This is a genomic window from Rhizobium rhizogenes NBRC 13257 (assembly GCF_000696095.1).
Taxonomy (GTDB): Bacteria; Pseudomonadota; Alphaproteobacteria; order Rhizobiales; family Rhizobiaceae; genus Rhizobium; species Rhizobium rhizogenes.
In genome coordinates this window covers 297115-321511 of record NZ_BAYX01000008.1, presented here as the reverse complement: position 1 = coordinate 321511, position 24397 = coordinate 297115, and the positions used below count along the sequence as shown (strand labels likewise).

Below are 24397 nucleotides of genomic sequence, written 5' to 3'. Positions count from 1 at the left end.
TCGCATAGCTCTACGCGGCTTCAGGGTAAGATTTCGCTTAAATAAGAAGACGAAGCGAAACACTGCTTCAAAATCGGATTATTCGTTCCGGGCGCGTTCGAAAGCGAGCTTCGAAAGGCTTTGCACCGTGGTGATCAGGCACCGCGGATCGACCGGCTTGACGATAACGGCGTCGGCTCCGGCAAGCAGCACCTGGCGACGGATGGCGTCGCGGCTGTCTGCGGTCAGCACGATCACCGGCAGAGGCGAAAGACCAGCCTTGCGCTCTTGCGCCCGCAATTGCGCGAGAACCGTCACGCCGTCGCCACCGGGCATGGTGAGATCGGTGACGATGATATCAGGTCGGCTCTCGCCCTTTTCCACGCGGGCAAGCAGACCGGTGAAATCCTCGACGAGGCGAACCTTGTGACCGGCCTTGGTGAGCATGGCGCGGACCAGCATGGCGTTGACCGGATCATCCTCGCCGAGCAGGACATTGAAGGCGATGTCCGTCGCCTCCGGCGCCATCAGGCCGAAACCGGGCGGATTGTCGATCAGGACATCCCGCTTCTCCATGCCGCGCATGCGGCCGCTCAGCACGTCGATCAGCGATTGCTCGCGCAGCGGCCGGATCAGCCAGGCATCGAAAAGATCAAGCGGATGCGTGTTGCGTTCCTCCGGATTGACGAGAAAGATCTTGCGCAGGCCGGATGCGGCCAGTTCGTTGCCCTCGCGGAAATACCATGGCGCCATGCGATGATCGACGATCAGATCCGTCAATGGGCCGCCTTCGCCCTCGGGCGCGCATAGAGAAAGGTTTTCGATGTCGTCCGGGCCGATCAGGCGGCAGCGGCCGCCGAGCGTGCGGATGGTTTCGGCGATCGCCGTGCTTGCCGCCCCTTCCGGCGCCAGCAGCAGGATGCGGGAGCCCTTGAGCAGATCGTCCCGCCGGCCGGGCGCATCCTCGCCGGCGACGAGGGAAACGGGGAAACGGATAGTGAATTCGCTGCCGTTACCCCGCTCGCTGGCAACACTCAGCGCGCCGCCGAATTCGCGCAGGATGCGGGCGGAGATCGCAAGCCCCAGACCCGTGCCGGCGCTTTTGTCCAGCACATTGCCGGCCTGTTCGAACTCGCCGAATATCCGCGCCTGCTCTTCCTCGGTCATGCCCGGTCCGCTATCCCTGACCGATATCAACAGATTGCCGCCATCAAGGCCGGCGCGAATAAGCACGCCGCCCGTCTGGGTGAACTTCACGGCATTGCCGATGACGTTGAACAGGACCTGACGCAGCCGGGCCGGATCGAATTCCATGGTCTCGGGAACATCGGCCGCGACGGTCGCTGCGATCTCGATGCCCTTCTCGTGGGCGCGATGGGCGAGCATCTCGACGACGCCTTCGAGCAGCGGCCGCAGCATCTCGGCACGCGGGCGAAGCTGGAAGCGGTTGACTTCGATCGTCGAGAAATCCAGGAGGTCCTCCACCAGTTGCACCAGCGCATTGCCGGACTGGCGGATGCCGGTCAGGTAATTGGCCTGCTCCAGCGTCAGCGGCGTCTGGGCTAGCAGATGGTTCATGCCGAGAATGCCGGAGAGCGGCGTGCGGATCTCGTGGCTGACGGTGGCAAGCAGGCGCGACTTGGCGGCACTGTTATATTCGGCCTTCAGCCGCGCATCCTCGCGCAGGCGGGCGGCCTGGCGCTCCTCGGTCACGTCGCGGGCGACGCTCTGGATGCTCAGCCGGCCCGAGACCGGATCGCGGAACATGACATCGTGCCAGGCAAAGATGCGCGGACCTTCCGGCGTGGAAATTTCGGCGTCCTGGCGCTGCGATTCCGTGACGGCGCGAAAGACGAGCCCGGCTTCTTCCAGCGTCAGGCCTTCCGGATTTGCCTTGCCGGTCAGCCTGCGGAACGTCGCGTTGGCATGAATGATGCGGCGCTCGATACAGCGCGTGACCGTGATATCGCCGAGCGCATCATGGATGGTGGCGAACAGGCTGGTGCTCTCGTTGCTCTCCCACAAGCGGTCATGCTCGTGCTCGCTGAGCGGCGGCGCGTCGGCTATGATCTTGCGACCGGTCTTCTGCTTCGCAGCGACGCCAGCAACCACGATTGCCAGGGCTATCAGGCCGAGCAGGCCCGCAAGCGCCGGCAGCCCGCCGGCATAGCCGACCAATAGCAGCAGCACTCCGGCGATCAGGCCACCGCCGTTCAGCCAATGGCGCTGCAGCCACTGAGAAAAAACCGGGGGATTGGATGTGACCTGCTCGACTGGCGGCAAAATCCCGATCGGATCGGCGTCCAGGCGAGGCGCATCTATGACCGGCCGTTCACGCGGCCCGGTTTGGTCGTCGGCGATGGCGGCGACAAGCTTTTCCTGCAGGTTTGCCAGAGTGCTCATGCCCGTTTGCTAACACGCGCACTCTTCCCGATGCCTTCAGGGATTCGCTAGAATTTTAGGTGTTTGCCTTTTTTGGCGAGAGAAGCTCGTCCAGAATGACGCAGCCGGCCCCGATGGTGATGAAGCTGTCGGCGAGATTGAAGACGGCGAAGGACCATGTTTCCGTGTGGAAGAGAACGTAGTCGATCACATGGCCGTAGAGAAACCGGTCGATCAGGTTGCCGAGCGCGCCGGCGATGATCAGGGCGAAGCCGAGATGGGCAATCCAGCGATGGTCGGGCGTGCGCCGCCACAGCCAGATCACGAAGGCGACGATGACGAGCCGCATGCCGACGATGAACCAGCCATCCATGCCCGACAGCATCGAGAAGGCGACACCGAGATTGTAGGTGCGGTAGAGCGCCAACATCGGAATGACCGGCACCATTTCCTGCAGCGGTAGCCAGTGATCGACCATGATCTTCACGGCCTGGTCGAGGATGACGGCGATGATGATGAAAATCAGGATCGGCAAGGGCCGAGAAAACAATGCGGGCTTGGCGGCGGCCTGGTCGTTAATGTCGCTGTCGGTCATCGTGTCTCGCTGAGAGTGAGAAGATGGCGGCGGGCTTCGAACAGCATCACCGCCGTCGCCACTGCCAGATTGAGACTGTCGGCGCGGCCGGCCTGCGGAATGCGGGCAAGCGCATCGGCCTCCTTCGCCAGGGCATCCGGCAGACCGGACTGCTCGTTGCCCATCAGGAGCACGACGGGCTTCTTCTTGTAATCGATGGTGCGGTAGTCGACCGCGCCGGCCAGATGCGTGGCGACGACCGAAACGCCGGCCGTCTTCTTCCAAGCCAGAAACTCTTCCGGCGTCGCCTTGACGACGGGAACGGCGAAGACCGAGCCCATGGTCGCGCGCACGGTTTCCAGCGAGAAGGGATCGGTCGTCTCACCAACGAGGATCACGCCCGAGGCACCGGCCGCATCCGCCGTGCGGATGATGGTACCGAGATTGCCGGGATCACGCACGCGGTCGAGCGCCACCCAGGTCTCGCCGGCTTTCGGCCTAACGTCCCTAAGCGGCCGCCAGCGCTGGTCGAAGATGCCAACCACCATCTGCGGATTGTCGCGCCGAGTGATCGAGGCGATGACCTTTTCGCTGACTTCCAAAACCAGCCCGCCGGCGGCGACCGTCTTGGCGGCCACCTGCTCGACCAACGGCTTGCCCTTGGCGGCCTTGGCGTAAACCAGCGTGCGGATCGTCCAGCCAAGCTCCAGAGCATCGATGACCAGCTTCAGGCCCTCCGCCAGGAAAGCGCCGCTCTCCTCGCGCGACTTCTTGTTGGTCAGCGCCTTGATGTCCTTGATGATCGGATTGGCAAGCGAAGTGACCTCCTTGACCTGTCCGACCTTGCGAGGGCCATCGTTTCTGTAGTCCTGGTTCATTTCGGCACCCAGCGGCTGAAGAGAGATGTGGAAAGCGCCCTGCCCGGCGTCTTGCCGTCGAGGCCGGCCTCGCGGATCACCAGCTCGCCGGATTCGACGACGCCGCCGGCGCCGCGCATGGTTTCCCGCATCAGCTCATGGATCGAATAGAAGCTGGCGCGGATGGAATAGGCCGTCAGCACCAGGCCAAGCGCCTTGGGCGACAGGATCTCGCGGCAGATATCAAGCATCGACGGCAAATGTTCGAAGAGATGCCAGACCTCGCCATTGGGACCACGGCCGAATTTCGGCGGGTCGGTGAGGATGATGTCGTATTTATTGCCGCGCCGTTCCTCGCGCAGGATGAATTTCATCGCGTCTTCGCAGATCCAGCGAATCGGCAGCTTTTCCATGCGACCGAGCGCCTGGTTCTCGCGTGCCCAGCCGATCGCCTTCTTCGAGGCGTCGACATGGGTCACCTCCGCGCCGGCGGCGGCTGCGACCAGCGAGGCAACGCCGGTATAGCCGAAAAGATTCAGCACCTTCAGCGGTCGGTTCGCGGCTTCGACCTGTTGTTTCATCCAGGCCCAATGCACGATCTGCTCGGGAAAGACGCCGACGTGGCGAAAGGCGGTGAAGCGGCCGAGAAAATCGACGCCGAGCAATTTTAACGGCCAGGTCTCGCCAAGCGCCTCGCGCGGAAACCGCCAGCGACCCATTCCGTCCTCATCGGTATCGCCGGTGAAAATCGAATCGGCATTGTCCCAGACATGAGGGGCAAGCGACGGCTGCCACAGCGCCTGCGCTTCCGGCCGCACGATGCGGTAGGGACCATATTGCTCGAGCTTCAGCCCGTTGCCGGTGTCGATCAGGTGGAAATCGCCGGCGCCCAACGATTCGAGAATGACAGGAACGCGCTCGACCGGACGCTCGCCGGAGCGCACGATCATCGGGCGTTCCGGCGCCGCCGGAACAGGTGCCGCATCGCGTGGTTCCACCGTTCGCTCGCCACGGTCGCGCGCAACCGCCGCCGGCCTCGGGCCGGCATCGCGCGCGGGCTTTGCCGGTGGCTTGCCGGCCTTGACGGGCGCCTCTCGCCTTGCATCCCTTGGGGATTTTGCGCTCGCGCCGCCCGCGGCTCTCTGGCCGGGCCGGCTTTCCCTGTGTTTCGCCATGCTTGTCTCGAAATTGATATGTGCGTGCAAATAGCATCTGGCCGCCACTTGGCAAAGCGCTTTCCGATCTGCGATGATCCCCGGACAAAATGCCAGATCGGGAGGATTGCGCATGGACATGACCGGCGAAGAACGGATTGCCGCGCCGCGGGATGCGGTGTGGGCCGCACTGAACGACCCTGACATTCTCAAGCAATGCATTCCCGGCTGCCAGAGCTTGGAGAGAATTTCGCCAACCCAGCTGACGGCGACGGTGAAATTGAAGATCGGCCCGGTCTCCGCCTCCTTCAACGGCGAAGTGACGCTCTCCAACATCAACGCGCCGGAGAGCTATACGATCTCCGGAGAAGGAAAAGGCGGTATTGCCGGCTTCGCCAAGGGCGGGGCGGATGTGGTTCTCAAGGAGGATGGCGACGAGACGATCCTGCAATATGAGGCAAAAGCCCAGGTTGGCGGCAAGATCGCCCAGCTCGGCTCGCGGCTGGTCGATTCCAGCGCCAAGAAACTGGCGCAGCAGTTTTTCGCTGACTTCACAGCCGCCATCAATGGCCAGGCCAGCACCTGATTGCCTCCTGAAGATCGCTCATGACGTCTGAGGCAAACCAATGGACCATCCGACCGGCACGCGAGCAGGACACGGATAGTCTCGCCGAGATCTATCTCGGCGTGCGCCGCCAGACTTTCATCTGGGTCGATCCCGTCCGATTCCACAGGGAGGATTTCGCCGCGCATACGCAGGGCGAGCATATCTTCGTCTGCGAGGACAGCAGCGGCACGATTGCCGGCTTCCTGACGCTATGGGAACCGGATGATTTCATCCATATGCTCTATATCCTGCCGGCATTTCAGGGCAGCGGCGCCGGCAAGGCGTTGCTCGCCGCCCTGCCGGATTGGCCCAGGCGGCGCTACAGGCTGAAGTGCCTGGTGAGAAACACGCGCGCCATCGCCTTCTACCGTGCCATCGGCTTCAAGATCGTTGGCGACGGTGCATCGCCGGAGGGCGACTACAAGGACATGCAGCTCAGCGGCGATTAGATACACGCATCAGCCTGCCAATCGACGAAACGGCCAATCGCCGTTCTTCGATATTGCGGCAGGGCCTTGTGTTGCCGATGATGATGCCACACGCGCTTCGAGTGTGAACAGTTTCAACAGCTCGAAGAGCTCGTCGGCTTCGGCGGACAGGCTGCGCGCCGCGACGGCGGATTCCTGAACCAGAGCCGTATTCTGCTGCGTGCCCCTATCCAGGATCGTGACCGCACCATTGACTTCTCGGAGCGTTACCGCCTGTTCTTTCGCGACCTCAACGATGGCGGAGACATTTTTGTTTGCCTGCTCAACCTGCGATTCGATCGTCTGCAAGGTTGTGCCGGTCTCCGCCACCAGCGCTACACCGCTTTTTACGTGGCCCTGCGACAACGCAATCAAGCCGCCGATTTCCTTCGCTGCCTTTGCCGAGCGCTGCGCCAGTTCGCGCACTTCCTGGGCAACAACGGCGAAGCCCTTGCCGGCATCACCGGCACGCGCGGCCTCGATACCGGCATTCAGCGCCAGCAGGTTGGTCTGAAAGGCAATCTCGTCGATGACACCAATGATATTGGATATTTCCTCGGATGAGGACTTGATCCTAGCCATGGCATCGATGGCGGACCGTACGACCATTCCGGAACGGATTGCGGTATCGCGCGTGTCGCGAACGAGTTGCCCGGCATCCTCGGCATTATGGCTGGAATCGGCGATGGTCGTGGTGATTTCCTCGAGTGCCGCGGCGGTTTCCTCGACGGACATCGCCTGCTGTTCCGATCGCATCGAGATGTCGTCAGTCGCCACATGAATCTTTTGCGCGCCGGCGGAGATTGCCCCGACGGCTTCTGCCACCGACCGCATGGCATCCCGAAGCTTTCCAACCGCACCGTTGAAGTCCAGGCGGAGTTTGTCCAGGGTCGGAATGAAGGGTATGTCGAGGTGTTGTGTCAGATCGCCGTCCGACATGCGCTTGAGCGCCCCACCGAGCTGTTCGACATTGTTGACGCGGCCGGTCACATCGGTCGCGAATTTGACGACTTTGAAGACCCTGTTGTCCATGTCGAAAATCGGATTGTACGACGCCTGGATGAAGATCCTCCGGCCACCCTTGCCGATACGCATGAACTCGTCGGCGATAAATTCGCCCTTGGCCAGCCGCTGCCAGAATTGACGATAGCTCTCACTGGCAGCGTAGGTGCCATCGCAGAACAACGAATGATGCTTGCCGTCTATCTCCGACAGCTCGTAGCCCATCGTCGCCAGAAAGTTTGCATTCGCGGCGAGGACGCGGCCATCCGGCGTGAACTCGATAACGGCCTGCGAGCGCGACAGGGCATTCAGCTTGCCGGCATCCTCGATGCTCTTGAGCTTTTCGGCCGTTATGTCGGTCGCGACTTTGACGACCTTGTAAGGTTTTCCATACTTGAAAATCGGATTGTAGGAGGCCTCGATCCAGATCTCCCTGCCGCCCTTGCCGATGCGTTTGTATTGCCTTCTGTCGAATTCACCCCGTCCGAGCTTAGCCCAGAATTCGGAATAGTCAGGCGAACTGACTTCAGCCGGCGCGACGAACATGCGATGCTGTTGTCCAACGATTTCCGGGAGCTCATAGCCAATCGTGCGGCAGAAATTCGCGTTTGCTGTCAAGATCTTCCCGGTCACATCGAATTCGATGATGGCCAAGGATTTGTCCATCGCGGCGAGCACTCCCGCCGAGTCGGAACCAAAATTCAATGATATTGCTTTCATCGGATTGTCTCCTGATGCCGCTGCACGTTCATCGTGCGCCCGAGGCAATGTGAAATTGAAAAGACGGCTTGCCGGCAATCGTCATTCTTGCCGCGACATCTTTGGAATTTACCGCCCCAGCTGATTGGGTCACGAAGATTAATCGCTCCCTAAGCTTGGCTCTCTTCAGGAAATTGCCTGCATGAAATGGATAGCGCTACGCAAAGTGTATAGCGTGCTCTTGCACTCTGGCTGGTCCAGAGCGCGCTATGCCGCCAATCGTTGACGCGATACCTTGCTATACCCTCGACAGGGCAAAGAGCATGGAAACGGCGGTGGTCACTTCGAGGGAAGCTGGCCGGCGATCTGTTCGGCGCGGCTGCGATGTTTGTCGGCTTCGGCATGCCAGTGCACGGCTTCGCGCGACTGATTGCGGGCGCGCTTGCGGTGTTTACCCTGGTTGACCCAGGTAACCGCCGCGCCAACTATCATGCCCAGGATCAGTGCGACGAATAGCAGCACGAACAGCGGTGCATGCAGCGAAAGCACCTGGTCCTCGGGCCTGAACGGATTGAGCGCAAGCGTGGCGGATTGCCGGTTGGCGACGCAGAAGACGATCAGGATGATGCCGAGCGGCAGCAATATCAGCAGATTGATGATCTTCTTGGTCATTGCGCACGCTCCTGTATCCCAGCGCCTTCGTGCACTGCACTCATCTCGCCTCTAGCCGCAGAATTAATAAAGACTGGGCCGAGTTCAAGTGCCACCAGGTTGCGGCACGATGATGTCCACCGGGGATATCCACGAGGGACATCGTTCAAAACGACGCTTAATTGTCGTCGTCGTCTTCGTCGCCGGCACCGGGATTGAGGCGTTCGCGCAGTTCCTTGCCCGTCTTGAAGAAGGGAACCCATTTTTCCTCGACGAACACGGTGTCGCCGGTGCGTGGGTTGCGGCCGGAGCGCGAGGGACGGTTCTTGACGGAAAACGCGCCGAAGCCGCGTAGCTCTACCCGGTTACCGGCGGCGAGCGCATCAGTGATCTCGTCGAGGACGGCATTGACGATATTTTCGACGTCGCGGTGATAGAGATGTGGGTTACGCGCCGCAACAATCTGCACCAATTCCGACTTGATCACGGTTTGCCCCCTTAAATCATTGATTTATCAATTGGCTGCACCCTGCCAAACAGAAAGCAGGCCGTCAAGAAACAACTTCTCTGTCATCATTTTCTGGAAGCCCTCTCCCTTCACAAAATCATCATAACCGAAGAGATTTAGCAACCAGGAAGCCGCGCCCGGCCAAAAGAAAGACGAGGTTTTGTTCTCGGCCTTCCAATCGACGATCGGCAGGTCCTTGTTGACCTTGCGTGTATCGAGATAGGCACGAATTTCGTCTTCGCCACCGAGCGTATCGATCAGCTTGTTCTGCAACGCCTGGCGGCCGGTGAAAATGCTGCCGTCCGCAAGCTTCAGCACCTCTTCACGCGGCAGCTTGCGGCGATCGGCGACAAGATCAACGAACCAGCCGTAGCTGTCCATCACCATGTTGCGGATCATGTTTTTGGCGTCCTCGCTCGGCGGATGGAACGGCGACGGCTCGGCCTTCATCGGCGACGACTTTATATCCTCCAGCGAGACGCCGAGCTTGTCGAGCAGGTCTTTCGCCTGCGGATACTGGAAGATGACGCCGATCGAGCCGGTGATCGAAGTGTCGCCTGCGACGATATCATCGCCGGCCGTGGCGATCATATAGCCGGCGGAGGCAGCCACGGTGCGGATATCGGAAACAACGGGCTTCTTGGCGGCGACGGCGCGGATGGCTTTGAATATCCGCTCTCCACCATAGGTCGTGCCGCCGGTCGACGAGATCGACACGATCAGCGCCTTGACCTGATCATTGTCCTTGATCTTCTTCAGCCGCTCCAGAAGCTCGCTATCATCCTGGATGAGACCGGAAATAGCGACACGGGCGATCTGCGGCCCGCGCGTATCCGGCAGGTCGGCCGCAAAGAAACGGTATAGAGCAAAACCAAGCCCCACCAGGAGAAGAACGGCGATGATGCGCCAAAAGCCAAGTTTGCGGCGCAATTGCCGCCGGTCTGCGATTGCAGAACTGTCCATGACGCCTTATCTCTCCCCTTGTCGTAAACTGGGCATGCTACAACCGGATATATAATACCTTGAAACCGGCACAATCCTTCGCGAATATGCTGGCTGTCTTTGTTGAGATTATATATCGGGACTTTTGTCCAGTGCTTCGTCAGATAGGGCGTCACCCGATCCGATGAAACAGGCACCCATTATGTTTTTCTGCTAAATTTCCTCAGGCGCGGAAAAAAATCCATATTGGCAAGCCAATGCAATAATGCGAAACGATCCGGCGGGCTTGTTGGCACAGTCTGTGCATAACCCAATGCAGTTTTCCGGATCTAGAGAACACGGACCTGTTGCATGCTCAATACTATCGAGACCACCGGCCAAGCGATCGGCTCCGAGCTGGAAAGGAACGCGTATAAGGACGCGATCTTTCATTCCACGCGCGTGCGCAAGCTGAAGCTATTCCTCCCGCTGGCCGCTCTGATCGTTTCGTTGATCTTCATTGCCGTCTCGCTGGTCCGCGCCTATTTGCCGGAAAACATCCAGATCGAAGGGGCGAGAATCGAAGACGGCAAGGTCGTGATGGAACGTCCCGCCATCGCCGGCCGTAACAAGGACGGCATCAATTATTCCATGCTCGCCGAGAAGGCGCTGCAGGATATCAAAAATCCGAACATGATCACGCTCAAGTCCATCAAGGCCTCCATGCCGGTCAACAGCGACGTAATCGCACATGTGACGGCCGAGAGTGCGGATTTCGACCGCCAGGCCGACACGCTGAAGCTCACCGATCCCTTTACCATTCTGATGGACAATGGTTTGCGCGCCGAATTCCGGACTGCCTTCCTCGACGTCAAGAAGGGCGACCTCTCCAGCCAGGATCAGGTTGCAATCTACAGAGGCGGCATGTCGGTTGTTGCGCAGTCGCTCAAGATGACGGATAAGGGGAGCGTAATCGAATTCGACGGACAGGTTCGGATGAATATTGATCCGACCACACTCCACAATAAAGCTAGCGAACAACGGCCGGGCGGTTCATGATAAACGATTGGCAACACTCCCTTTTTAACTCCAACCTGCGCAAGGCGGGTCTTCTCTGTGCTTTCGGTGCGCTGGCATTTTTAGCCGCGCCCGGCGCTGACGCCCAGACGACGACGAGCAAGATGCCTGGCCTCGCCCTTTCCAGCGACCAGCCGATCCAGATCGAAAGCGACAAGCTGGAAATCCACGACGCCGAAAGTCAGGCGGTCTTTACCGGCAACGTCAAGGTTGTCCAGGGCACGACGACGATGCAGGCCGGTAAGATGACGGTCTTCTACAAGAAGAAGCAGCCCGCCGCCGATGCCGCCGCCAAGCCGGCGACCGACAATCCGGTCGCAAAGGCCGCCAAGGAACAGAACCAGTCGCTGGTCTCCGGCGATGCCAATATCGACCACATTCTGGTCACCAACAAGGTCTACCTCGTCTCCGGCACACAGACGGCGACGGCGGATGACGGCTCCTTCGACATGGCAAACCAGCTTGCAGTCCTCAAGGGTCAGAAGGTCGTGTTGACCGATGGGCCGAATGTTTTCACCGGCTGCCAGCTGACCGTGCACATGGCGACGGGCGAAGCGCAACTGGATGCCTGCGGTGGCCGCGTCCAGATTCAGCTCGACCCGAAGTCGCAGCAAGTGCAGCAGCAACAGCAAAAAAAGAATTGATTCTGGCCAGCTCGTGACGACATCGACAACCTCCCCCTTGCCCGGCGCGACCGGGTTGCCCAGCGCGGCATCCGGTTCACCGACCGCCGATAAGGCGCGTTATCAGGGTACCCTGATCGCGCGCGGCCTCACCAAGACCTACCGCACCCGGCGCGTCGTCAACGGCGTCTCGCTGGTGGTACGGCGTGGCGAGGCTGTCGGCCTGCTTGGGCCGAACGGCGCCGGCAAGACGACCTGTTTCTACATGATCACCGGGCTGGTGCCCGTCGATGAGGGCACCATCGAGATCGACGGCAACAATGTCACCTCGATGCCGATGTATCGTCGCGCCCGTCTTGGCGTCGGCTATCTGCCGCAGGAAGCCTCGATTTTCCGTGGTCTGACGGTGGAGGAGAACATCCGCGCCGTGCTCGAAGTCCACGAAAAGGACAAGCAGAAGCGCGAGCATAAGATCGACGAGCTGCTTGAGGAATTCCACATCCGCAATCTGCGCACGGTGCCGGCGATCGCGCTGTCCGGCGGCGAGCGGCGGCGTCTGGAAATCGCTCGCGCACTGGCGACCGACCCGACCTTCATGCTGCTCGACGAACCCTTTGCCGGCGTCGACCCGATCTCGGTCGCCGACATCCAGAACCTCGTGCATCATTTGACGGCGCGCGGCATCGGCGTCTTGATCACCGACCACAATGTCCGCGAGACGCTTGGCCTCATCGACCGCGCCTATATCATCCATGCCGGCGAAGTGCTGACCCATGGCAGGGCCAACGATATCGTCAGCAATCCGGAAGTACGAAAACTCTATCTTGGCGACAATTTCAGCCTTTGATAGTCTAGGATTTGACCGGAGCGTGTTCTCGCGTTGCCAAACAGCGTAGCGCTCCGGAAATTCATCTTCCCGCTACAGTTCCGCTTGACCAAACCCAATAAAAAAGCAATTTTTGGGCCAGTTGGAACTCTGCGGCTTTTTTTCTAAAAAAACGCGGACTTTCGAAAAGATCAAGGGGAGTCCCGCGTCCGCCATGGCATTATCGGCCAATCTTTTCCTGCGCCAAAGCCAAAGCCTGGTGATGACACCGCAACTGATGCAATCCATCCAGTTGCTGCAGATGACGCATTTTGAGCTCACCCAGTTCATCGCCCAGGAAGTCGAAAAGAATCCGCTGCTCGAATTTACGTCAAATGACGAGGATATAGGCAATGGCAGCGAGCGCGAGGCGAAGGACGAACGATACGATGCAGCGGAGGAAAGCCGTGGCGACGATGGCGCCGACCACAATAGCGGCGACCTGAAAAGCGACTGGTACGAGAGCGAAAACACCGGCCATGCCGACCGGCTGAACGACGAACTCGACACCAATTTCAGCAATGTCTATCCCGACGACAGCACCGCGCAGCGCGCCGATGCGCCCGAGCTTTTGAGCCAATGGAAATCCATGCCCGGCGGCGAGGCCGGCGAAAGCTACGATCTTGACGATTTCGTCGCCGGCCAGATCTCGCTGCGCGACCACCTCAACGAACAGATCCCCTTCTCCTTGCCGGCGATGGCCGATCGGCTGATCGCCCAGCATTTCGTCGACCAGCTCGACGACTGCGGCTATCTACAGGTTGACTTGCGCGAGACGGCGGATCGCCTCGGCACGACGCTTGGCGATGTCGAACGGGTGCTTGACGTATTGCAGCAGCTCGACCCTCCCGGCGTCTTTGCCCGCTCCCTCAGCGAGTGCCTGGCAATCCAGCTCCGGCAGAAGGATCGTTTCGATCCGGCCATGGAGCGGCTGATCCAGAACCTCGAGCTTCTCGCCCGCCGCGATTTCGCGACGCTGAAGCGTCTCTGCGGCGTCGACGAGGAAGATCTGCTCGACATGATGGGCGAGATCCGCCAGTTGAACCCGAAGCCCGGCAGCGGCTTTGAGACCGGCATATCCGAGGCGATCACGCCCGATATCGTCGTGCGCCCCGCCTCCGACGGCAGCTGGCTGGTGGAGCTCAATCCCGACACGCTGCCGCGCGTTCTCGTCAATCAGTCCTATTTCGCCTCCGTCACCAAGACGAGCCAGGACCATGCCTTCCTGTCAGAATGTCTGCAGAACGCCAATTGGCTGACGCGCAGTCTGGATCAGCGCGCCAAGACCATCATGAAGGTGGCGAGCGAGATCGTCCGGCAGCAGGACGCCTTCCTGATCCACGGCGTCGACCATCTGCGACCGCTCAATCTGAAGACCGTGGCGGACGCCATCAAGATGCATGAGTCCACCGTCAGTCGCGTGACCTCGAATAAATACATGCTGACGCCGCGCGGACTGTTCGAGCTCAAATATTTCTTTACCGTCTCAATCAGCGCCGTCGAGGGCGGCGACAGCCATTCCGCCGAGGCGGTACGGCACAAGATCCGCCTGCTGATCTCGCACGAAAGCCCGGATACTGTCCTTTCCGACGACGATATCGTCGATACGCTGAAGAAGGGCGGCATAGAGCTTGCTCGCCGAACGGTTGCAAAATACCGCGAGGCGATGAACATCCCTTCCTCCGTGCAGCGCCGACGGGAGAAGCGGGCGATTGCAAAGGTTGCCAGCTTTTAGCCGCCGCTCAAGCTCAATCTGAAATTGCAGATTTCCTAACGGACCGTTAAGACGCAGTTGACTTTCCAATGTGGCGGGGCTAGAAGCCCGCCGCAATCGGTGCAGGACGACGGCACGACCATGAACTTATCCCCATCATCCCAAAGGCCCCGCATAAACGCAATTTGTCTTTGAGCGCGTGAAGTGCTTGGATGAGCTTGAGGCTTGGCGTAAACTGGTACGCGCAATAACCACGACAAGAAGGGAAACTCCATGAGTGTGCGTGTCTCCGGTAAACATATGGAAATTGGTGACTCCTTCCGTCAGCGGATTGAGGACCAGATCGGTATGGCCGTGACAAAATACTTCGACGGGGGGTATTCAGGCCAAGTGACGGTACAGAAATCCAGTTCCCGCTTCACAGCCGATTGCAAGCTTCATCTCGACAGTGGCGTCGTTCTGCATGCCGCCGGCGAGGCGATGGACCCGCAATTGGCGTTTGACGCCGCGTCCGCACGCATCGAAAAGCGCCTGCGCCGCTACAAGCGCAAACTGAAAGATCATCAGGCCGCGAGCCACGCGAACGGCCATATCGAAGTCGCCTATACCGTCATGGACGGCATGTCAGACGACGACGAGGAAATCGCAGCCGATTTCGCGCCGGCAATCGTTGCCGAAAGCACGAAACAGCTAAAGACCATGTCGGTCGCGACCGCCGTGATGGCGCTCGACATGACCGACGAGCCGTTGCTGCTCTTCCGCAGCCCCGGCAAGGACCATCTGAACATCGTTTACCGTCGTCAGGACGGCAACATTGGCTGGATAGACGCAGCCAATATCAAAAGCTGAGAAAAGAAGATGAGTGGCGGCCCTGCACCATGTCAGTCGGCCGCCGCTCCTCCGTCATTGGATCTCGGCGACACGAAGGATAAAGAGAATGGCATTGGCAGATTTGCTGCACCAAGATGCGATCATCCCCGCCTTGAGGGCAAATTCCAAGAAACAACTGCTTCAGGAACTGGCAGCCAAGGCCTCCAAGTTGACCGGACTGCCCGAACGCGAAATCTTCGACGTCGTGCTGCAGCGCGAACGCCTGGGCTCCACCGGCGTCGGCAATGGCATCGCCATCCCGCATGGCAAGCTCAATAGCATCAAGTCCATCATCGGTATTTTCGCGCGCCTGGAAGCGTCCGTCGATTTTGAGGCGCTGGACGACCAGCCGGTCGATCTCGTCTTCCTGCTGCTTGCGCCTGAGGGCGCCGGCGCCGACCATCTCAAGGCGCTGTCGCGCATAGCGCGCGTGCTGCGCGACCAGGATCTCGTCGCCAAGCTGCGCGCCACGGATTCCGCCTCGGCGATCTACGCCTTCCTCAATGAGGAACAGGCATCCAACGCCGCGTGAGCGCGCGTGAACTGAATTTGGAACACAAAAAAGCAAGGGCCGGATGATCTTCCATCATCCGGCCCTTGCTTTTGGGTATGTCTTTTAGGCTCAGGCGTCTTTTTCGTCGAACGGGCTGTTGGAGCCCAGCTCGGAGACTTCCGCAAGCTTAGGGCCGCCCTTGGCGACGCCGACCATGGCCGGGCGCAGAACGCGCTCGCCGATGACGAAGCCGGCCTGCACCACCTGAACGACGGTGTTGTTCGGGACTTCCGAGTTCGGCACTTCGAACATCGCCTGATGGAAGTTGGGATCGAACTTCTGGCCGACCGGCTCGATCTGGCGCACGCCATGGCGTTCCAGCGCCGACAGCATGGAACGTTCGGTCATCTCCACGCCTTCGATCAGCGTCTTCAGGCCGGCATCGTCGCGGAGTTCCGCCGGAATGGCGTCCAGCGTGCGGCGCAGATTGTCCGATACGGCAAGCATGTCGCGGGCAAAGCCGGCGACGGAATAGGACTTGGCGTCCTTGATTTCGCGCTCGGTGCGGCGACGCAGATTGTCCATGTCGGCGGCAAGGCGCAGGTAGCGGTCGCGCAGATCGCTATTTTCGGCCTTCAGCAGCTCGACCGGATCCGGCTCTTGAGTTTCAGCCGTCGTCTCCACGGTGTCCGCGACATCTTGCGCGAGGTCGGCCGCCGTGGCGTCAGGTCCGGTTTTCGTTGTTTCGTCGGTCATGACGGTCTCCGAATTGTTTGTCTTTTGAATGTGCCCGATATCGAGGTTTGGCCGGAAAAAATCAAGGCTTTGTCGCGAAGAACAGCCGATTCCGGGCATTCCGGCCGTTTTTGTACGAATACCAATCGGGTGAGAACGCCTCCTCCGTTGAGGCCTCTACTATCTGCGACCTTTTCCCGGTATAGTTAACACCGTTTCAATACGGCGCGAGGTGTGATCCATGTCCAACGGCAAATCTCATTCGGGCAAATGTTTCTGCGGCGCGGTGGAAATCGCAGTCAGTGGCGAGCCGGCGGCAATGGGCTATTGCCATTGCGACTCCTGCCGGGAATGGTCGGCCGGGCCGGTCAACGCCTTCTCACTCTGGCCGCCGCAAGCCGTCCACGTCACCAAGGGCGCCGATCATGTCAGCAGTTACCAGAGAAGTGCAACGAGTGTGCGCAAATGGTGCGAGATTTGCGGCGGCCATCTGCTGACCGAGCATCCTTTGTGGGGCGTAACCGACGTCTACGCTGCCATCATTCCCACACTCGACTTTCAGCCGGCGCTTCATGTCAACTACGAAAACACCGTGTTACACCTGAGGGACGGCCTGCCGAAGCAAAAGGACATGCCGGCGGAAATGGGTGGATCCGGAACCTTGCTTCCGGACTAGGGCATCCCGCTTTCGGCGAAATGACCTGAAAGCGGATGGGATATTCCAGATTCGAACGATCAGAGCGTCTTTCGTCAAAGCCCGGGCCGCGACATCCGGGAAAACAGCTGGGCCGTATAGTCCACCATCGGCACGATGCGGGCATAGTTCAGCCGTGTCGGGCCGATGACGCCGACGGCGCCGATGATGCGGTCGTCGTCATCGCGATAGGGCGCGACGATCAACGACGAGCCGGAGAGCGAGAAAAGCTTGTTTTCCGAGCCGATGAAGATGCGTACGCCCGGGCCGCTTTCGGCCAGGTTCAGGATCTCGATCAGACTGTCCTTCTTTTCAAGATCGTCGAACAGTAGGCGCAGCCGGTCGAGATCCTCGGCGCCGCCGACTTCAGTCAGCAGATTGGCGTGGCCGCGCACGATCAGCTGCGTCGGCTTGCCCTCGTCCTCGCCACCGGACCAGACGGCGATCCCGCGCTCGACCAGCTCATGCGACAGCGTATCCAGTTCGTGGCGTACGCTCTCCTTCAACGTCAGCAACTGACGGCGCAGGTCCGGCAAGGTCTGGCCGGTCATGTGGGCGTTGAGGAAATTCGCGGCTTCCGTCAATTGCGAAGAGGTGATGCCGGCCGGCAGCTCGATGATGCGGTTTTCCACCTGGTCATGATCACCGACGAGCACCGCGAGCGCCTTGGTCGGCTCCAGGCGGATGAATTCGACATGCTTCAGCACCGGATCGTTCTTCGAGGTGATCACCAGCCCGGCGCCGCGCGAAATGCCCGAGAGCATGCGGCTCGCCTCGGTCATGACCGATTCCATCGGCTGGTCGCGATTGCTGCCGCGCACCTGCCGGTCGATGGTGGCCCGGTCCTCGGCCGAGAGATCGCCAACCTGCATGAAGGCATCGACGAAAAAGCGCAGACCAATCTGCGTCGGCAGGCGGCCAGCGCTGATATGCGGCGAATAGATCAGCCCGAGCTCTTCCAGATCGCTCATGACGTTGCGCACCGAGGCCGGCGACAGCGACATCGGCAGCAGGCGCGAGAGATTGCGCGAGCCAAGCGGCTCGCCATTTTCTAGATAGCCTTCGACGATGCGACGGAAGATTTCTTTCGAGCGTTCGTCCAGCGCTGCAATGGCATCCGTAACCGACGATGTCGTGAACCCCATTTCGCTGTCAGACCCCTTCTGTTGAACCTCAGTTAAAATATAATCATTCAGTTAGCATTGGCAAAAGGGAAAAATGCCAACACCGCCATATCCGGGTCTTTCAGCCTGCTTTTCCTTTGCAAAAGCTGCCGGTGGATCGTAGAAGCGGTCGATAAACGTTCAGGAGAGTAGAATGCGGCCTTCAGGCAGAAAAACCGACCAGATGCGCAAGGTCTCGTTCGAGCGCAATTTTTCCAAGCATGCGGAAGGCTCTTGCCTGGTGAAGTTCGGCGATACGCATGTGCTCTGCACGGCAAGCCTGGAAGAAAAAACCCCGCCATGGCTGCGCAACAGCGGCAAGGGCTGGGTCACGGCCGAATACGGCATGCTGCCGCGCGCCACCGGCGAACGCATGAAGCGCGAAGCCGCTTCCGGCAAGCAGGGTGGCCGCACACAGGAAATCCAGCGCCTTATCGGCCGGTCGCTGCGCGCCGTCGTTGACCTGAAGGAGCTCGGCGAGCGCCAGATCACCATCGACTGCGACGTCATCCAGGCCGATGGCGGCACGCGCACGGCCTCGATTACCGGCGCCTGGATCGCGCTTTACGACTGCCTGAAGTGGATGGAAAGCCGCAACATGATCAAGGTCGAGCGCGTGCTCAAGGATCATATCGCCGCCATTTCCTGCGGCATCTTCGCCAGCCAGCCGGTGATCGACCTCGACTATCTCGAGGATTCATCCGCCGAGACCGACGCCAACTTCGTCATGACCGGCAAGGGGGGCATCGTCGAGATCCAGGGTACAGCCGAAGGCACGCCCTTCAGCGAAGAGGAATTCACCACCCTGATGCATCTCGCCAAGAACGGCATTGCCGAGCTGGTGGAGCTGCAGAAGCAGGCGATCGCCTGACCAAAGAAACGATCAGCCGATGAACCCGTCGTTGGAAGGCATTCTCGAAACCGCTGTCTATGCCGATGATCTCGATGCCGCCGAAGCTTTTTATGGCGGCATACTCGGGCTCGAGAAGATCGCGCGCGGCGGTAACCGTCATGTCTTCTATCGCTGCGGGCCGGGTGTGCTGTTGATCTTCAATTCGGCCGAGACGGTGAAGCCGCCGGAACCGGGCGCCCTGCCTGTGCCCCCGCATGGCACGACGGGCCATGGTCACGTCTGCTTCCGGGTTAGCGGCAACAATATCGAGGCGACGGCGGAGAGACTGAAAGCCGCCGGCGTCGTTATTGAAGCCGATTTTCACTGGCCGAATGGCGGCCGCTCGATCTATTTCCGCGACCCGGCCGGCAACAGCCTGGAATGCGCCGAACCCCGGATCTGGGGCATCTGACAGGACAGGATATGCGCAAGCTCGAAACAAAGACCATCGTCGTCGCCAGCCACAATGCGGGCAAGATCCGTGAAATCGAGGATCTGATCGGCCCGTTCGGCTTTACCGCCAAATCAGCCGCCGATCTCAATTTCATCGAGCCGGACGAGACCGGCACGACCTTCGAGGAAAATGCGACGATCAAGGCGCTCGCCTCGGCCAATGCCTCCGGCCTGCCGGCATTGTCGGACGATTCCGGTCTGGTGATCGACGCACTCGGTGGCGATCCCGGCGTCTATACCGCCAACTGGGCGGAAACGGCTGACGGCACCCGCGATTTCGCCATGGCGATGCAGAAGGTCGAGACCGCATTGGAAAAGGTCGGCGCCACCACGCCGGAAAGCCGCACCGCACGTTTCGTCAGTGTGCTTTGCCTGGCCTGGCCGGATGGACATACCGAACTTTTCCGCGGCGAAGTCGAGGGCACCGTTGCCTGGCCGCCGCGCGGCACACAGGGCTTCGGCTATGACCCGATCTTCCAGCCCAAGGGCTATGAGACGACCTTTGGCGAGATGAGTGCCGAAGAGAAGCATGGCTGGAAGCCGGGCGACGCGCAGGCGCTCTCGCACCGCGCCCGGGCTTTCAAGCTCTTTGTCGAAACCTGTCTGGAGGCGTAAGCTCAAGCCTGTGGACATCATGGAACCGCAAGACATGACGCATGAGGCGCAATTGCTGCCCGACACCGGTGAACCCGGCTTCGGCGTCTATGTGCATTGGCCCTTCTGCGCGGCCAAATGTCCCTATTGCGATTTCAACAGCCACGTCCGCCATCAGCCCGTCGATCAGGAGCGCTTCACAGCCGCCTTCCTGAAGGAGATGGCGTCGATGCGGGCGATCGGCGGCCCGAAGACCGTGACCAGCATTTTTCTCGGCGGCGGCACGCCTTCGCTGATGAAGCCGGAGACGGTCGGTGCGGTTCTCGACGGCATCGCCAAGCACTGGCATGTGCCAGATGGTATCGAGATCACCATGGAGGCCAATCCTTCCAGCGTCGAGGCCGAGCGTTTCCGCGGCTATCGCGCCGCCGGCGTCAATCGCGTATCGATGGGCGTGCAGGCACTGAACGACCGCGATCTGAAATTCCTCGGTCGCCTGCACAATGTCGCCGACGCGCTGAAAGCGATCAAGCTGGCGCGCGATATCTTTCCGCGCATGTCCTTCGACCTCATCTATGCCCGCCCGAACCAGACCGTCGAGGAATGGGAGCGCGAGCTGAAGGAGGCGATCTCCTATGCCGTCGACCATCTCTCGCTCTACCAGCTCACCATCGAGGAAGGCACGCCATTCTACGGCCTGCATAAGGCGGGCAAGTTGATCGTACCGGACGGCGACCAGTCGGCGCTGCTCTACGAGGCAACACAAGAGATCACCGAGCGCGAGGGCATGCCGGCCTATGAAGTGTCCAACCATGCCCGTCCGGGCGCAGAGAGCCGCCATAACCTCACCTATTGGCGCTATGGCGACTATGCCGGCATCGGTCCGGGCGCCCATGGCCGCCTGACCCTCGGCCCGAAGAAACTGGCGACCGCCACCGAGCGCAAGCCGGAGGCGTGGCTGGAACTGGTCGAACGCGACGGCCACGGCATCGCCGATCAGGAAATGCTCGGCGACGACGAACAGGCCGACGAATTGCTGCTGATGGGCCTGCGCCTGAAAGAAGGTATCGATCTCGTCCGCTGGCAGCAGCTTTCCGGCCGTGAGCCCGATCAGGCGCGCGAGGAATTCCTGCTGGAACACGGCTTCATCGAGCGTCTCGGCAATTCTCGCCTGCGCTGTACCCCGGCGGGGATGCTCATCCTCGATTCCGTGGTTGCGGATCTGGCGCGTTAATCACCTCCCCCTTGAGGGAGGAGGTCGCCGCAAAGCGGCGGGTGGGGGTGATCCCTGGGGACAAAATTATGCCTCAGTGCGTGCTGCAATCACCCCACCCCGGCACTACGTGCCGACCCTCCCCCTCGAGGAGAGGGTAAACAACCGCCCGTCGATCGCCGCAAGGCCGACGGCGATCATTGCCATGCCGATAAAGTGCTTCAGCTGCAATTGCTCCCCGAGAAACAGTGCGCCGAGCAGGATGGCGCTGACCGGAATGAGGAAAGTGACCAGCATCAGGTTGGTGGCGCCCGCCGTCGCCAGGATGCGGAAGAACAGGACATAGGCGATCGCGGTCGAGAGGATCGCCAGGCCGGCCAGCGCCAGCCAGGTTTCAGTCGAAGGCAGCGCCAGCGTCCACGGATGATCGACGAAGAGGGCAACCGGCAGCAGCAGGATGGTCGAGGCCGTCACCTGCCCGGCCGCGGGGATAATCGGCGCCAGGCCCATGCGGCGGAAGCGGCGGCCGAAGATGCCGGCGAGCGAATAGGTGAAGGCAGCGCCCAGCACGGCAAGCTGCGCCAGCACGTTCGAGCCGAGGCTGCTCAGCACCGACGGACCGATCATCAGCGCCACGCCGGCAAAGCCGACGATGACGCCGATCAGGCGATTGCCGGTCATTTTCTCGTCCGCCGTCAGGAAATGCGCCACCACGACCGCAAAGAGCGGTGTGGTCGCGTTGAGGATCGAGGCGAGACCGCTGGCGATATGCGTCTGTCCCCAGACGATCAGCAGGAAGGGAATGACATTGTTGAGGAACCCCATGCCGAAGAAGGCGGCCCAGGCCTGACGGTCGCGCGGCATTGCCTGCCCGGTCATCCGCACGATGACATGCAGGGCGACCGCCGCCAAGGCGACACGCGCGGTGACGATGGTAAAGGGTGGCAACTCATGCACCAGGATGCCGTTGAACAGAAACGAGCCGCCCCAGAGGACCGACAATCCCAGCAGCATGCCCCACTCCGCCGCGCCCATCGATTTCTGCGCCATCCTGATATCCTTCCCCGCTATTGAGTTATTCTCGATGAGTGCTGAAATGCAATTTCTTGCCAACCATCGAGTTTAATGGAATGATCTCGCGATCATAAGGCTCTGACAAGCGAATCTTTCTCACTCGATGGTTTAGTTATACTCAATCGTCATGGATCAACTTCCCTCCCTTTCGGCGTTGCGCGCCTTCGAAGCTTCGGCCCGGCATCTGAGCATGACGCTCGCCGCCAGGGAGCTGCATGTGACGCCCGGCGCGGTCAGCTTGCAAGTGCGCGATCTCGAAACAGCGCTTGGCGTCCGGCTTTTCGAGCGCCGTGCCCGCAGTCTGGCATTGACGGCCGAGGGTGCGGATTATTTCGCAACGCTGCGCACTGCTTTCCGCCTGATACGTGAAGCAACGACGGCGCTGACCATGCGGGCACGAGATACGGTGCTGACCGTCACCTGCACTGCCGGCTTCGCCACCCACTGGCTGGTGCCGCGGCTCCTGCGTTTCGAGCAGGCCCATCCCGACATCGATCTGCGCATCAGCGCCTCGTATCGGACGATGGATTTCCAGCGCGACGGCATCGACATTGCCATTCGCCACGGCCTTGGCGGTTATGAAGGGCTGGCGAGCGAGAGGCTGCTCGACGACCAATATGTACCGGTGTGTACGCCCGAGATCGCAGCCGCCCTCGGCACCTCGCCTCCGGCCGATGCGCTGGCCAGCCTGACCTTGATCCATGACGTCTATCGGCGCGACTGGCAGCTCTGGCTGGAGGCGGCGGGCGCGACGAAAGTCGACGCCACGCGGGGTCCGATCTTCACCGACGGCATGGGCGCCTATCACGCCATGAAGGCCGGGCTTGGCATCGCGCTAATGCGCCGCTCCTTCATCGAACAGGAACTGGTTGACGGCACGCTTGTCGCGCCCTTCCCCATTGGGCTCGCAAGCACGCTGGCCTATCATCTGGTCTATCCGCCGGCGGCATTGGAACGGCCGGCCATCGCCGCCTTCCGCGCCTGGCTGTTTTCCGAGGTTTCGCGCACAACGCCGCCGGTATAGGCGTATCACCCGAGATGGGTGGCGCCGCCCTTGAACAAACTGCCGGTCCGCGTCTCCAAAAACATATCGAGCGGAATATGCTCCTGGTGCAGGAAGCCGGTCGAGGGCAGCCGGCCGGCACGCACCAGTTCGATAACGGCAACGACAGAGGCCGAGGTGGTCCAGGAAATGGCGGTACGGCTCTCGCCGGCGATCTCGATCGGATAATAGGCGCGCACGAACTCCTTGCGGCGCAGATTGCCGTTGATCGTGCCTTCCGCCGAGACGTGGACATAGACGACATCGTCATCGACCGGCGGCTTCGCCTCGGTCAGGATCTCGCCGGCAAGCTTGCGGCGGTCACGCATCAGCAGCTCGTGGAAGAAGAAATTCATCAGCTCCATATGGCCGGGATAGCGGATAGTCTTGTAATCGAGGTTTTCCACGCGACCGAGCATGGTGGCGCACATGGTCCCAAGGCCGCCCGAGGTGGTGAAGGCTTCAAGCTTGACGCCGTTGACATAGAGCGTCTCGTGCCACTCCATCGGCGAGACCAGCTTGCGCACGCCGCCCTCGATGACCTCGCAATCGTTCAGATATTCGTTGACCACGCCTTCCGGCGACCAGTTGAAGGCGTAGCCCAGCAATCCCGTCGGATTCTGCGGAAGCGCGCCGACCCGCATGCGGATCGAGCGGCAGCGATCGAAGCCATCGGCAAGGCTCGCGCCGACGATACCAATGAAACCGGGCGCGAGGCCACATTGCGGCGCCATCAGGCCACGAGCGCTCTTTGCAAGCTCGATGATGCCATTCGTGGTCGGCACGTCCTCTGTCAGGTCAAAATAGTGAATGCCAGCGTCATGGGCCAGCTTCGCCAACGCGGCGTTCAGGTGAAAGGGCAGGCAGGAGAGCACGGCATCGACGCGGGAAAAGAGATTGCCGATCAGTGCCGGATCGGAGACATCGCCGGTTTCGCAGGCAAAAGGCAGAGTTTCCGCAGGCAGGCGCGCATCGACACCGGTGACGGCAAAGCCGCTTTCATGCAGCAATGTGGCGGCAAGCCGCCCAACCTTGCCGAGACCGAGAACGGCAATTCTGTCAAAGCCCATCGATACGCTCCCCCTTGGCATCGC

Annotated in this window: 26 protein-coding genes; 14 read left to right on the top strand and 12 right to left on the bottom strand. The window is 60.6% G+C overall.

Translation table 11 applies throughout. The features are described from left to right. Positions 1-78 precede the first annotated feature (78 nt). The 4 genes from RRH01S_RS20265 to RRH01S_RS20250 are packed head-to-tail and all read right to left on the bottom strand — an operon-like array spanning position 79 to position 4967. A complete protein-coding gene (locus RRH01S_RS20265) occupies positions 79-2382 on the bottom strand; it encodes a hybrid sensor histidine kinase/response regulator (protein ID WP_042473929.1) in 2304 nt (767 codons plus the stop codon). A 55-nt stretch (positions 2383-2437) separates the two neighbouring features. Further along, the gene (gene lspA / locus RRH01S_RS20260; RefSeq protein ID WP_007695363.1) at positions 2438-2956 is read right to left on the bottom strand and encodes a signal peptidase II; all 519 of its coding nucleotides are present in this window, start codon (positions 2954-2956) and stop codon (positions 2438-2440) included. Further along, positions 2953-3813 (bottom strand): TrmH family RNA methyltransferase, encoded by an 861-nt coding sequence (locus RRH01S_RS20255; RefSeq protein ID WP_007695362.1) that lies wholly within the window; start codon positions 3811-3813, stop codon positions 2953-2955. The genes lspA and RRH01S_RS20255 overlap by 4 nt, the downstream gene beginning before the upstream one ends. After that, positions 3810-4967 carry a class I SAM-dependent methyltransferase gene (locus RRH01S_RS20250; RefSeq protein ID WP_012650869.1) on the bottom strand — a complete coding sequence of 386 codons (1158 nt, stop codon included), beginning with the start codon at positions 4965-4967 and terminating at the stop codon, positions 3810-3812. The genes RRH01S_RS20255 and RRH01S_RS20250 overlap by 4 nt, the downstream gene beginning before the upstream one ends. A 112-nt stretch (positions 4968-5079) precedes the next feature. On the opposite strand from RRH01S_RS20250, the gene RRH01S_RS20245 reads away from it, so the two are divergent. Further along, complete coding sequence (locus RRH01S_RS20245; RefSeq protein WP_007695358.1) at positions 5080-5532, top strand: SRPBCC family protein; 453 nt, start codon at positions 5080-5082, stop codon at positions 5530-5532. Positions 5533-5552: 20 nt separating this feature from the next. Then, on the top strand, positions 5553-6002 hold the full coding sequence (locus RRH01S_RS20240; RefSeq protein WP_007695356.1) for a GNAT family N-acetyltransferase: 450 nt from the start codon (positions 5553-5555) through the stop codon (positions 6000-6002). Positions 6003-6011: 9 nt separating this feature from the next. On the opposite strand, the gene RRH01S_RS20235 is transcribed toward RRH01S_RS20240, so the two are convergent. The 4 genes from RRH01S_RS20235 to sppA form a co-directional block, all read right to left on the bottom strand. After that, positions 6012-7742 carry a methyl-accepting chemotaxis protein gene (locus RRH01S_RS20235; RefSeq protein WP_042473926.1) on the bottom strand — a complete coding sequence of 577 codons (1731 nt, stop codon included), beginning with the start codon at positions 7740-7742 and terminating at the stop codon, positions 6012-6014. A gap of 318 nt (positions 7743-8060) precedes the next feature. Beyond that, complete coding sequence (locus tag RRH01S_RS20230) at positions 8061-8393, bottom strand: LapA family protein (protein ID WP_034520100.1); 333 nt, start codon at positions 8391-8393, stop codon at positions 8061-8063. Positions 8394-8550: 157 nt separating this feature from the next. Further along, complete coding sequence (locus RRH01S_RS20225) at positions 8551-8859, bottom strand: integration host factor subunit beta (RefSeq protein ID WP_007695350.1); 309 nt, start codon at positions 8857-8859, stop codon at positions 8551-8553. Between the two features lie 27 nt (positions 8860-8886). Next, complete coding sequence (sppA, locus tag RRH01S_RS20220) at positions 8887-9843, bottom strand: signal peptide peptidase SppA (protein WP_007695348.1); 957 nt, start codon at positions 9841-9843, stop codon at positions 8887-8889. Between the two features lie 330 nt (positions 9844-10173). Here sppA and lptC point away from each other — a divergent pair, with 330 nt between their 5' ends. The 6 genes from lptC (at position 10174) to ptsN (ending at position 15482) form a co-directional block, all read left to right on the top strand. Beyond that, a complete protein-coding gene (lptC, locus tag RRH01S_RS20215; RefSeq protein WP_007695339.1) occupies positions 10174-10860 on the top strand; it encodes an LPS export ABC transporter periplasmic protein LptC in 687 nt (228 codons plus the stop codon). Next, positions 10857-11522, top strand: coding sequence for an LptA/OstA family protein (locus RRH01S_RS20210; RefSeq protein WP_007695337.1), 666 nt, complete (start codon positions 10857-10859; stop codon positions 11520-11522). The genes lptC and RRH01S_RS20210 overlap by 4 nt, the downstream gene beginning before the upstream one ends. A 55-nt stretch (positions 11523-11577) precedes the next feature. Further along, entirely contained in the window at positions 11578-12348 is a 771-nt protein-coding gene (lptB, locus tag RRH01S_RS20205) for an LPS export ABC transporter ATP-binding protein (protein WP_110924646.1), read from the top strand. 193 nt (positions 12349-12541) lie between these two features. Continuing rightward, a complete protein-coding gene (gene rpoN, locus RRH01S_RS20200; RefSeq protein WP_007695326.1) occupies positions 12542-14101 on the top strand; it encodes an RNA polymerase factor sigma-54 in 1560 nt (519 codons plus the stop codon). 252 nt (positions 14102-14353) lie between these two features. After that, positions 14354-14929 carry a ribosome hibernation-promoting factor, HPF/YfiA family gene (gene hpf / locus RRH01S_RS20195; RefSeq protein ID WP_007695324.1) on the top strand — a complete coding sequence of 192 codons (576 nt, stop codon included), beginning with the start codon at positions 14354-14356 and terminating at the stop codon, positions 14927-14929. Positions 14930-15017: 88 nt separating this feature from the next. Then, a complete protein-coding gene (ptsN, locus tag RRH01S_RS20190; RefSeq protein WP_007695322.1) occupies positions 15018-15482 on the top strand; it encodes a PTS IIA-like nitrogen regulatory protein PtsN in 465 nt (154 codons plus the stop codon). 90 nt (positions 15483-15572) lie between these two features. Here ptsN and grpE read toward each other — a convergent pair whose 3' ends face one another. Next, positions 15573-16298 carry a nucleotide exchange factor GrpE gene (gene grpE, locus RRH01S_RS20185; protein WP_256367190.1) on the bottom strand — a complete coding sequence of 242 codons (726 nt, stop codon included), beginning with the start codon at positions 16296-16298 and terminating at the stop codon, positions 15573-15575. A gap of 121 nt (positions 16299-16419) precedes the next feature. Between grpE and RRH01S_RS20180 the strand changes: the two genes are divergently transcribed. Continuing rightward, on the top strand, positions 16420-16854 hold the full coding sequence (locus RRH01S_RS20180; RefSeq protein ID WP_007695318.1) for a GFA family protein: 435 nt from the start codon (positions 16420-16422) through the stop codon (positions 16852-16854). Between the two features lie 74 nt (positions 16855-16928). On the opposite strand, the gene hrcA is transcribed toward RRH01S_RS20180, so the two are convergent. Beyond that, positions 16929-18017, bottom strand: coding sequence for a heat-inducible transcriptional repressor HrcA (gene hrcA / locus RRH01S_RS20175; RefSeq protein WP_007695316.1), 1089 nt, complete (start codon positions 18015-18017; stop codon positions 16929-16931). A gap of 172 nt (positions 18018-18189) precedes the next feature. On the opposite strand from hrcA, the gene rph reads away from it, so the two are divergent. From rph to hemW, 4 genes are read left to right on the top strand one after another with little or no spacing between them, the layout of a single operon-like run. Then, the gene (rph, locus tag RRH01S_RS20170) at positions 18190-18906 is read left to right on the top strand and encodes a ribonuclease PH (RefSeq protein ID WP_007695314.1); all 717 of its coding nucleotides are present in this window, start codon (positions 18190-18192) and stop codon (positions 18904-18906) included. Between the two features lie 19 nt (positions 18907-18925). Then, complete coding sequence (locus tag RRH01S_RS20165) at positions 18926-19339, top strand: VOC family protein (RefSeq protein WP_007695312.1); 414 nt, start codon at positions 18926-18928, stop codon at positions 19337-19339. Positions 19340-19350: 11 nt separating this feature from the next. Next, positions 19351-19995 carry an RdgB/HAM1 family non-canonical purine NTP pyrophosphatase gene (rdgB, locus tag RRH01S_RS20160; RefSeq protein ID WP_012650866.1) on the top strand — a complete coding sequence of 215 codons (645 nt, stop codon included), beginning with the start codon at positions 19351-19353 and terminating at the stop codon, positions 19993-19995. A 19-nt stretch (positions 19996-20014) separates the two neighbouring features. Continuing rightward, positions 20015-21208, top strand: a complete 1194-nt coding sequence (hemW, locus tag RRH01S_RS20155) for a radical SAM family heme chaperone HemW (protein WP_229202566.1) — start codon at positions 20015-20017, stop codon at positions 21206-21208. A 105-nt stretch (positions 21209-21313) separates the two neighbouring features. On the opposite strand, the gene RRH01S_RS20150 is transcribed toward hemW, so the two are convergent. Then, entirely contained in the window at positions 21314-22237 is a 924-nt protein-coding gene (locus tag RRH01S_RS20150; RefSeq protein WP_034520093.1) for a DMT family transporter, read from the bottom strand. 151 nt (positions 22238-22388) lie between these two features. Between RRH01S_RS20150 and gcvA the strand changes: the two genes are divergently transcribed. Further along, positions 22389-23285 (top strand): transcriptional regulator GcvA, encoded by an 897-nt coding sequence (gcvA, locus tag RRH01S_RS20145; RefSeq protein ID WP_012650864.1) that lies wholly within the window; start codon positions 22389-22391, stop codon positions 23283-23285. Between the two features lie 5 nt (positions 23286-23290). On the opposite strand, the gene RRH01S_RS20140 is transcribed toward gcvA, so the two are convergent. Continuing rightward, entirely contained in the window at positions 23291-24373 is a 1083-nt protein-coding gene (locus RRH01S_RS20140) for a saccharopine dehydrogenase family protein (RefSeq protein WP_007702679.1), read from the bottom strand. Positions 24374-24397: the final 24 nt, after the last annotated feature.

Coding starts and splice junctions, on each gene's coding strand:
- RRH01S_RS20140 (WP_007702679.1), bottom strand. CDS start 24,373: ATGGGCTTTGACAGAATTGCCGTTCTCGGTCTCGGCAAGGTTGGGCGG.
- sppA (WP_007695348.1), bottom strand. CDS start 9,843: ATGGACAGTTCTGCAATCGCAGACCGGCGGCAATTGCGCCGCAAACTT.
- lspA (WP_007695363.1), bottom strand. CDS start 2,956: ATGACCGACAGCGACATTAACGACCAGGCCGCCGCCAAGCCCGCATTG.
- RRH01S_RS20180 (WP_007695318.1), top strand. CDS start 16,420: ATGTCCAACGGCAAATCTCATTCGGGCAAATGTTTCTGCGGCGCGGTG.
- hrcA (WP_007695316.1), bottom strand. CDS start 18,017: ATGGGGTTCACGACATCGTCGGTTACGGATGCCATTGCAGCGCTGGAC.
- RRH01S_RS20245 (WP_007695358.1), top strand. CDS start 5,080: ATGGACATGACCGGCGAAGAACGGATTGCCGCGCCGCGGGATGCGGTG.
- rpoN (WP_007695326.1), top strand. CDS start 12,542: ATGGCATTATCGGCCAATCTTTTCCTGCGCCAAAGCCAAAGCCTGGTG.
- grpE (WP_256367190.1), bottom strand. CDS start 16,298: ATGCCCGGAATCGGCTGTTCTTCGCGACAAAGCCTTGATTTTTTCCGG.
- RRH01S_RS20165 (WP_007695312.1), top strand. CDS start 18,926: ATGAACCCGTCGTTGGAAGGCATTCTCGAAACCGCTGTCTATGCCGAT.
- ptsN (WP_007695322.1), top strand. CDS start 15,018: ATGGCATTGGCAGATTTGCTGCACCAAGATGCGATCATCCCCGCCTTG.
- rdgB (WP_012650866.1), top strand. CDS start 19,351: ATGCGCAAGCTCGAAACAAAGACCATCGTCGTCGCCAGCCACAATGCG.
- RRH01S_RS20150 (WP_034520093.1), bottom strand. CDS start 22,237: ATGGCGCAGAAATCGATGGGCGCGGCGGAGTGGGGCATGCTGCTGGGA.
- RRH01S_RS20240 (WP_007695356.1), top strand. CDS start 5,553: ATGACGTCTGAGGCAAACCAATGGACCATCCGACCGGCACGCGAGCAG.
- gcvA (WP_012650864.1), top strand. CDS start 22,389: ATGGATCAACTTCCCTCCCTTTCGGCGTTGCGCGCCTTCGAAGCTTCG.
- RRH01S_RS20235 (WP_042473926.1), bottom strand. CDS start 7,742: ATGAAAGCAATATCATTGAATTTTGGTTCCGACTCGGCGGGAGTGCTC.
- hpf (WP_007695324.1), top strand. CDS start 14,354: ATGAGTGTGCGTGTCTCCGGTAAACATATGGAAATTGGTGACTCCTTC.
- lptC (WP_007695339.1), top strand. CDS start 10,174: ATGCTCAATACTATCGAGACCACCGGCCAAGCGATCGGCTCCGAGCTG.
- rph (WP_007695314.1), top strand. CDS start 18,190: ATGCGGCCTTCAGGCAGAAAAACCGACCAGATGCGCAAGGTCTCGTTC.
- RRH01S_RS20255 (WP_007695362.1), bottom strand. CDS start 3,813: ATGAACCAGGACTACAGAAACGATGGCCCTCGCAAGGTCGGACAGGTC.
- hemW (WP_229202566.1), top strand. CDS start 20,015: ATGGAACCGCAAGACATGACGCATGAGGCGCAATTGCTGCCCGACACC.
- RRH01S_RS20265 (WP_042473929.1), bottom strand. CDS start 2,382: ATGAGCACTCTGGCAAACCTGCAGGAAAAGCTTGTCGCCGCCATCGCC.
- RRH01S_RS20210 (WP_007695337.1), top strand. CDS start 10,857: ATGATAAACGATTGGCAACACTCCCTTTTTAACTCCAACCTGCGCAAG.
- RRH01S_RS20250 (WP_012650869.1), bottom strand. CDS start 4,967: ATGGCGAAACACAGGGAAAGCCGGCCCGGCCAGAGAGCCGCGGGCGGC.
- RRH01S_RS20230 (WP_034520100.1), bottom strand. CDS start 8,393: ATGACCAAGAAGATCATCAATCTGCTGATATTGCTGCCGCTCGGCATC.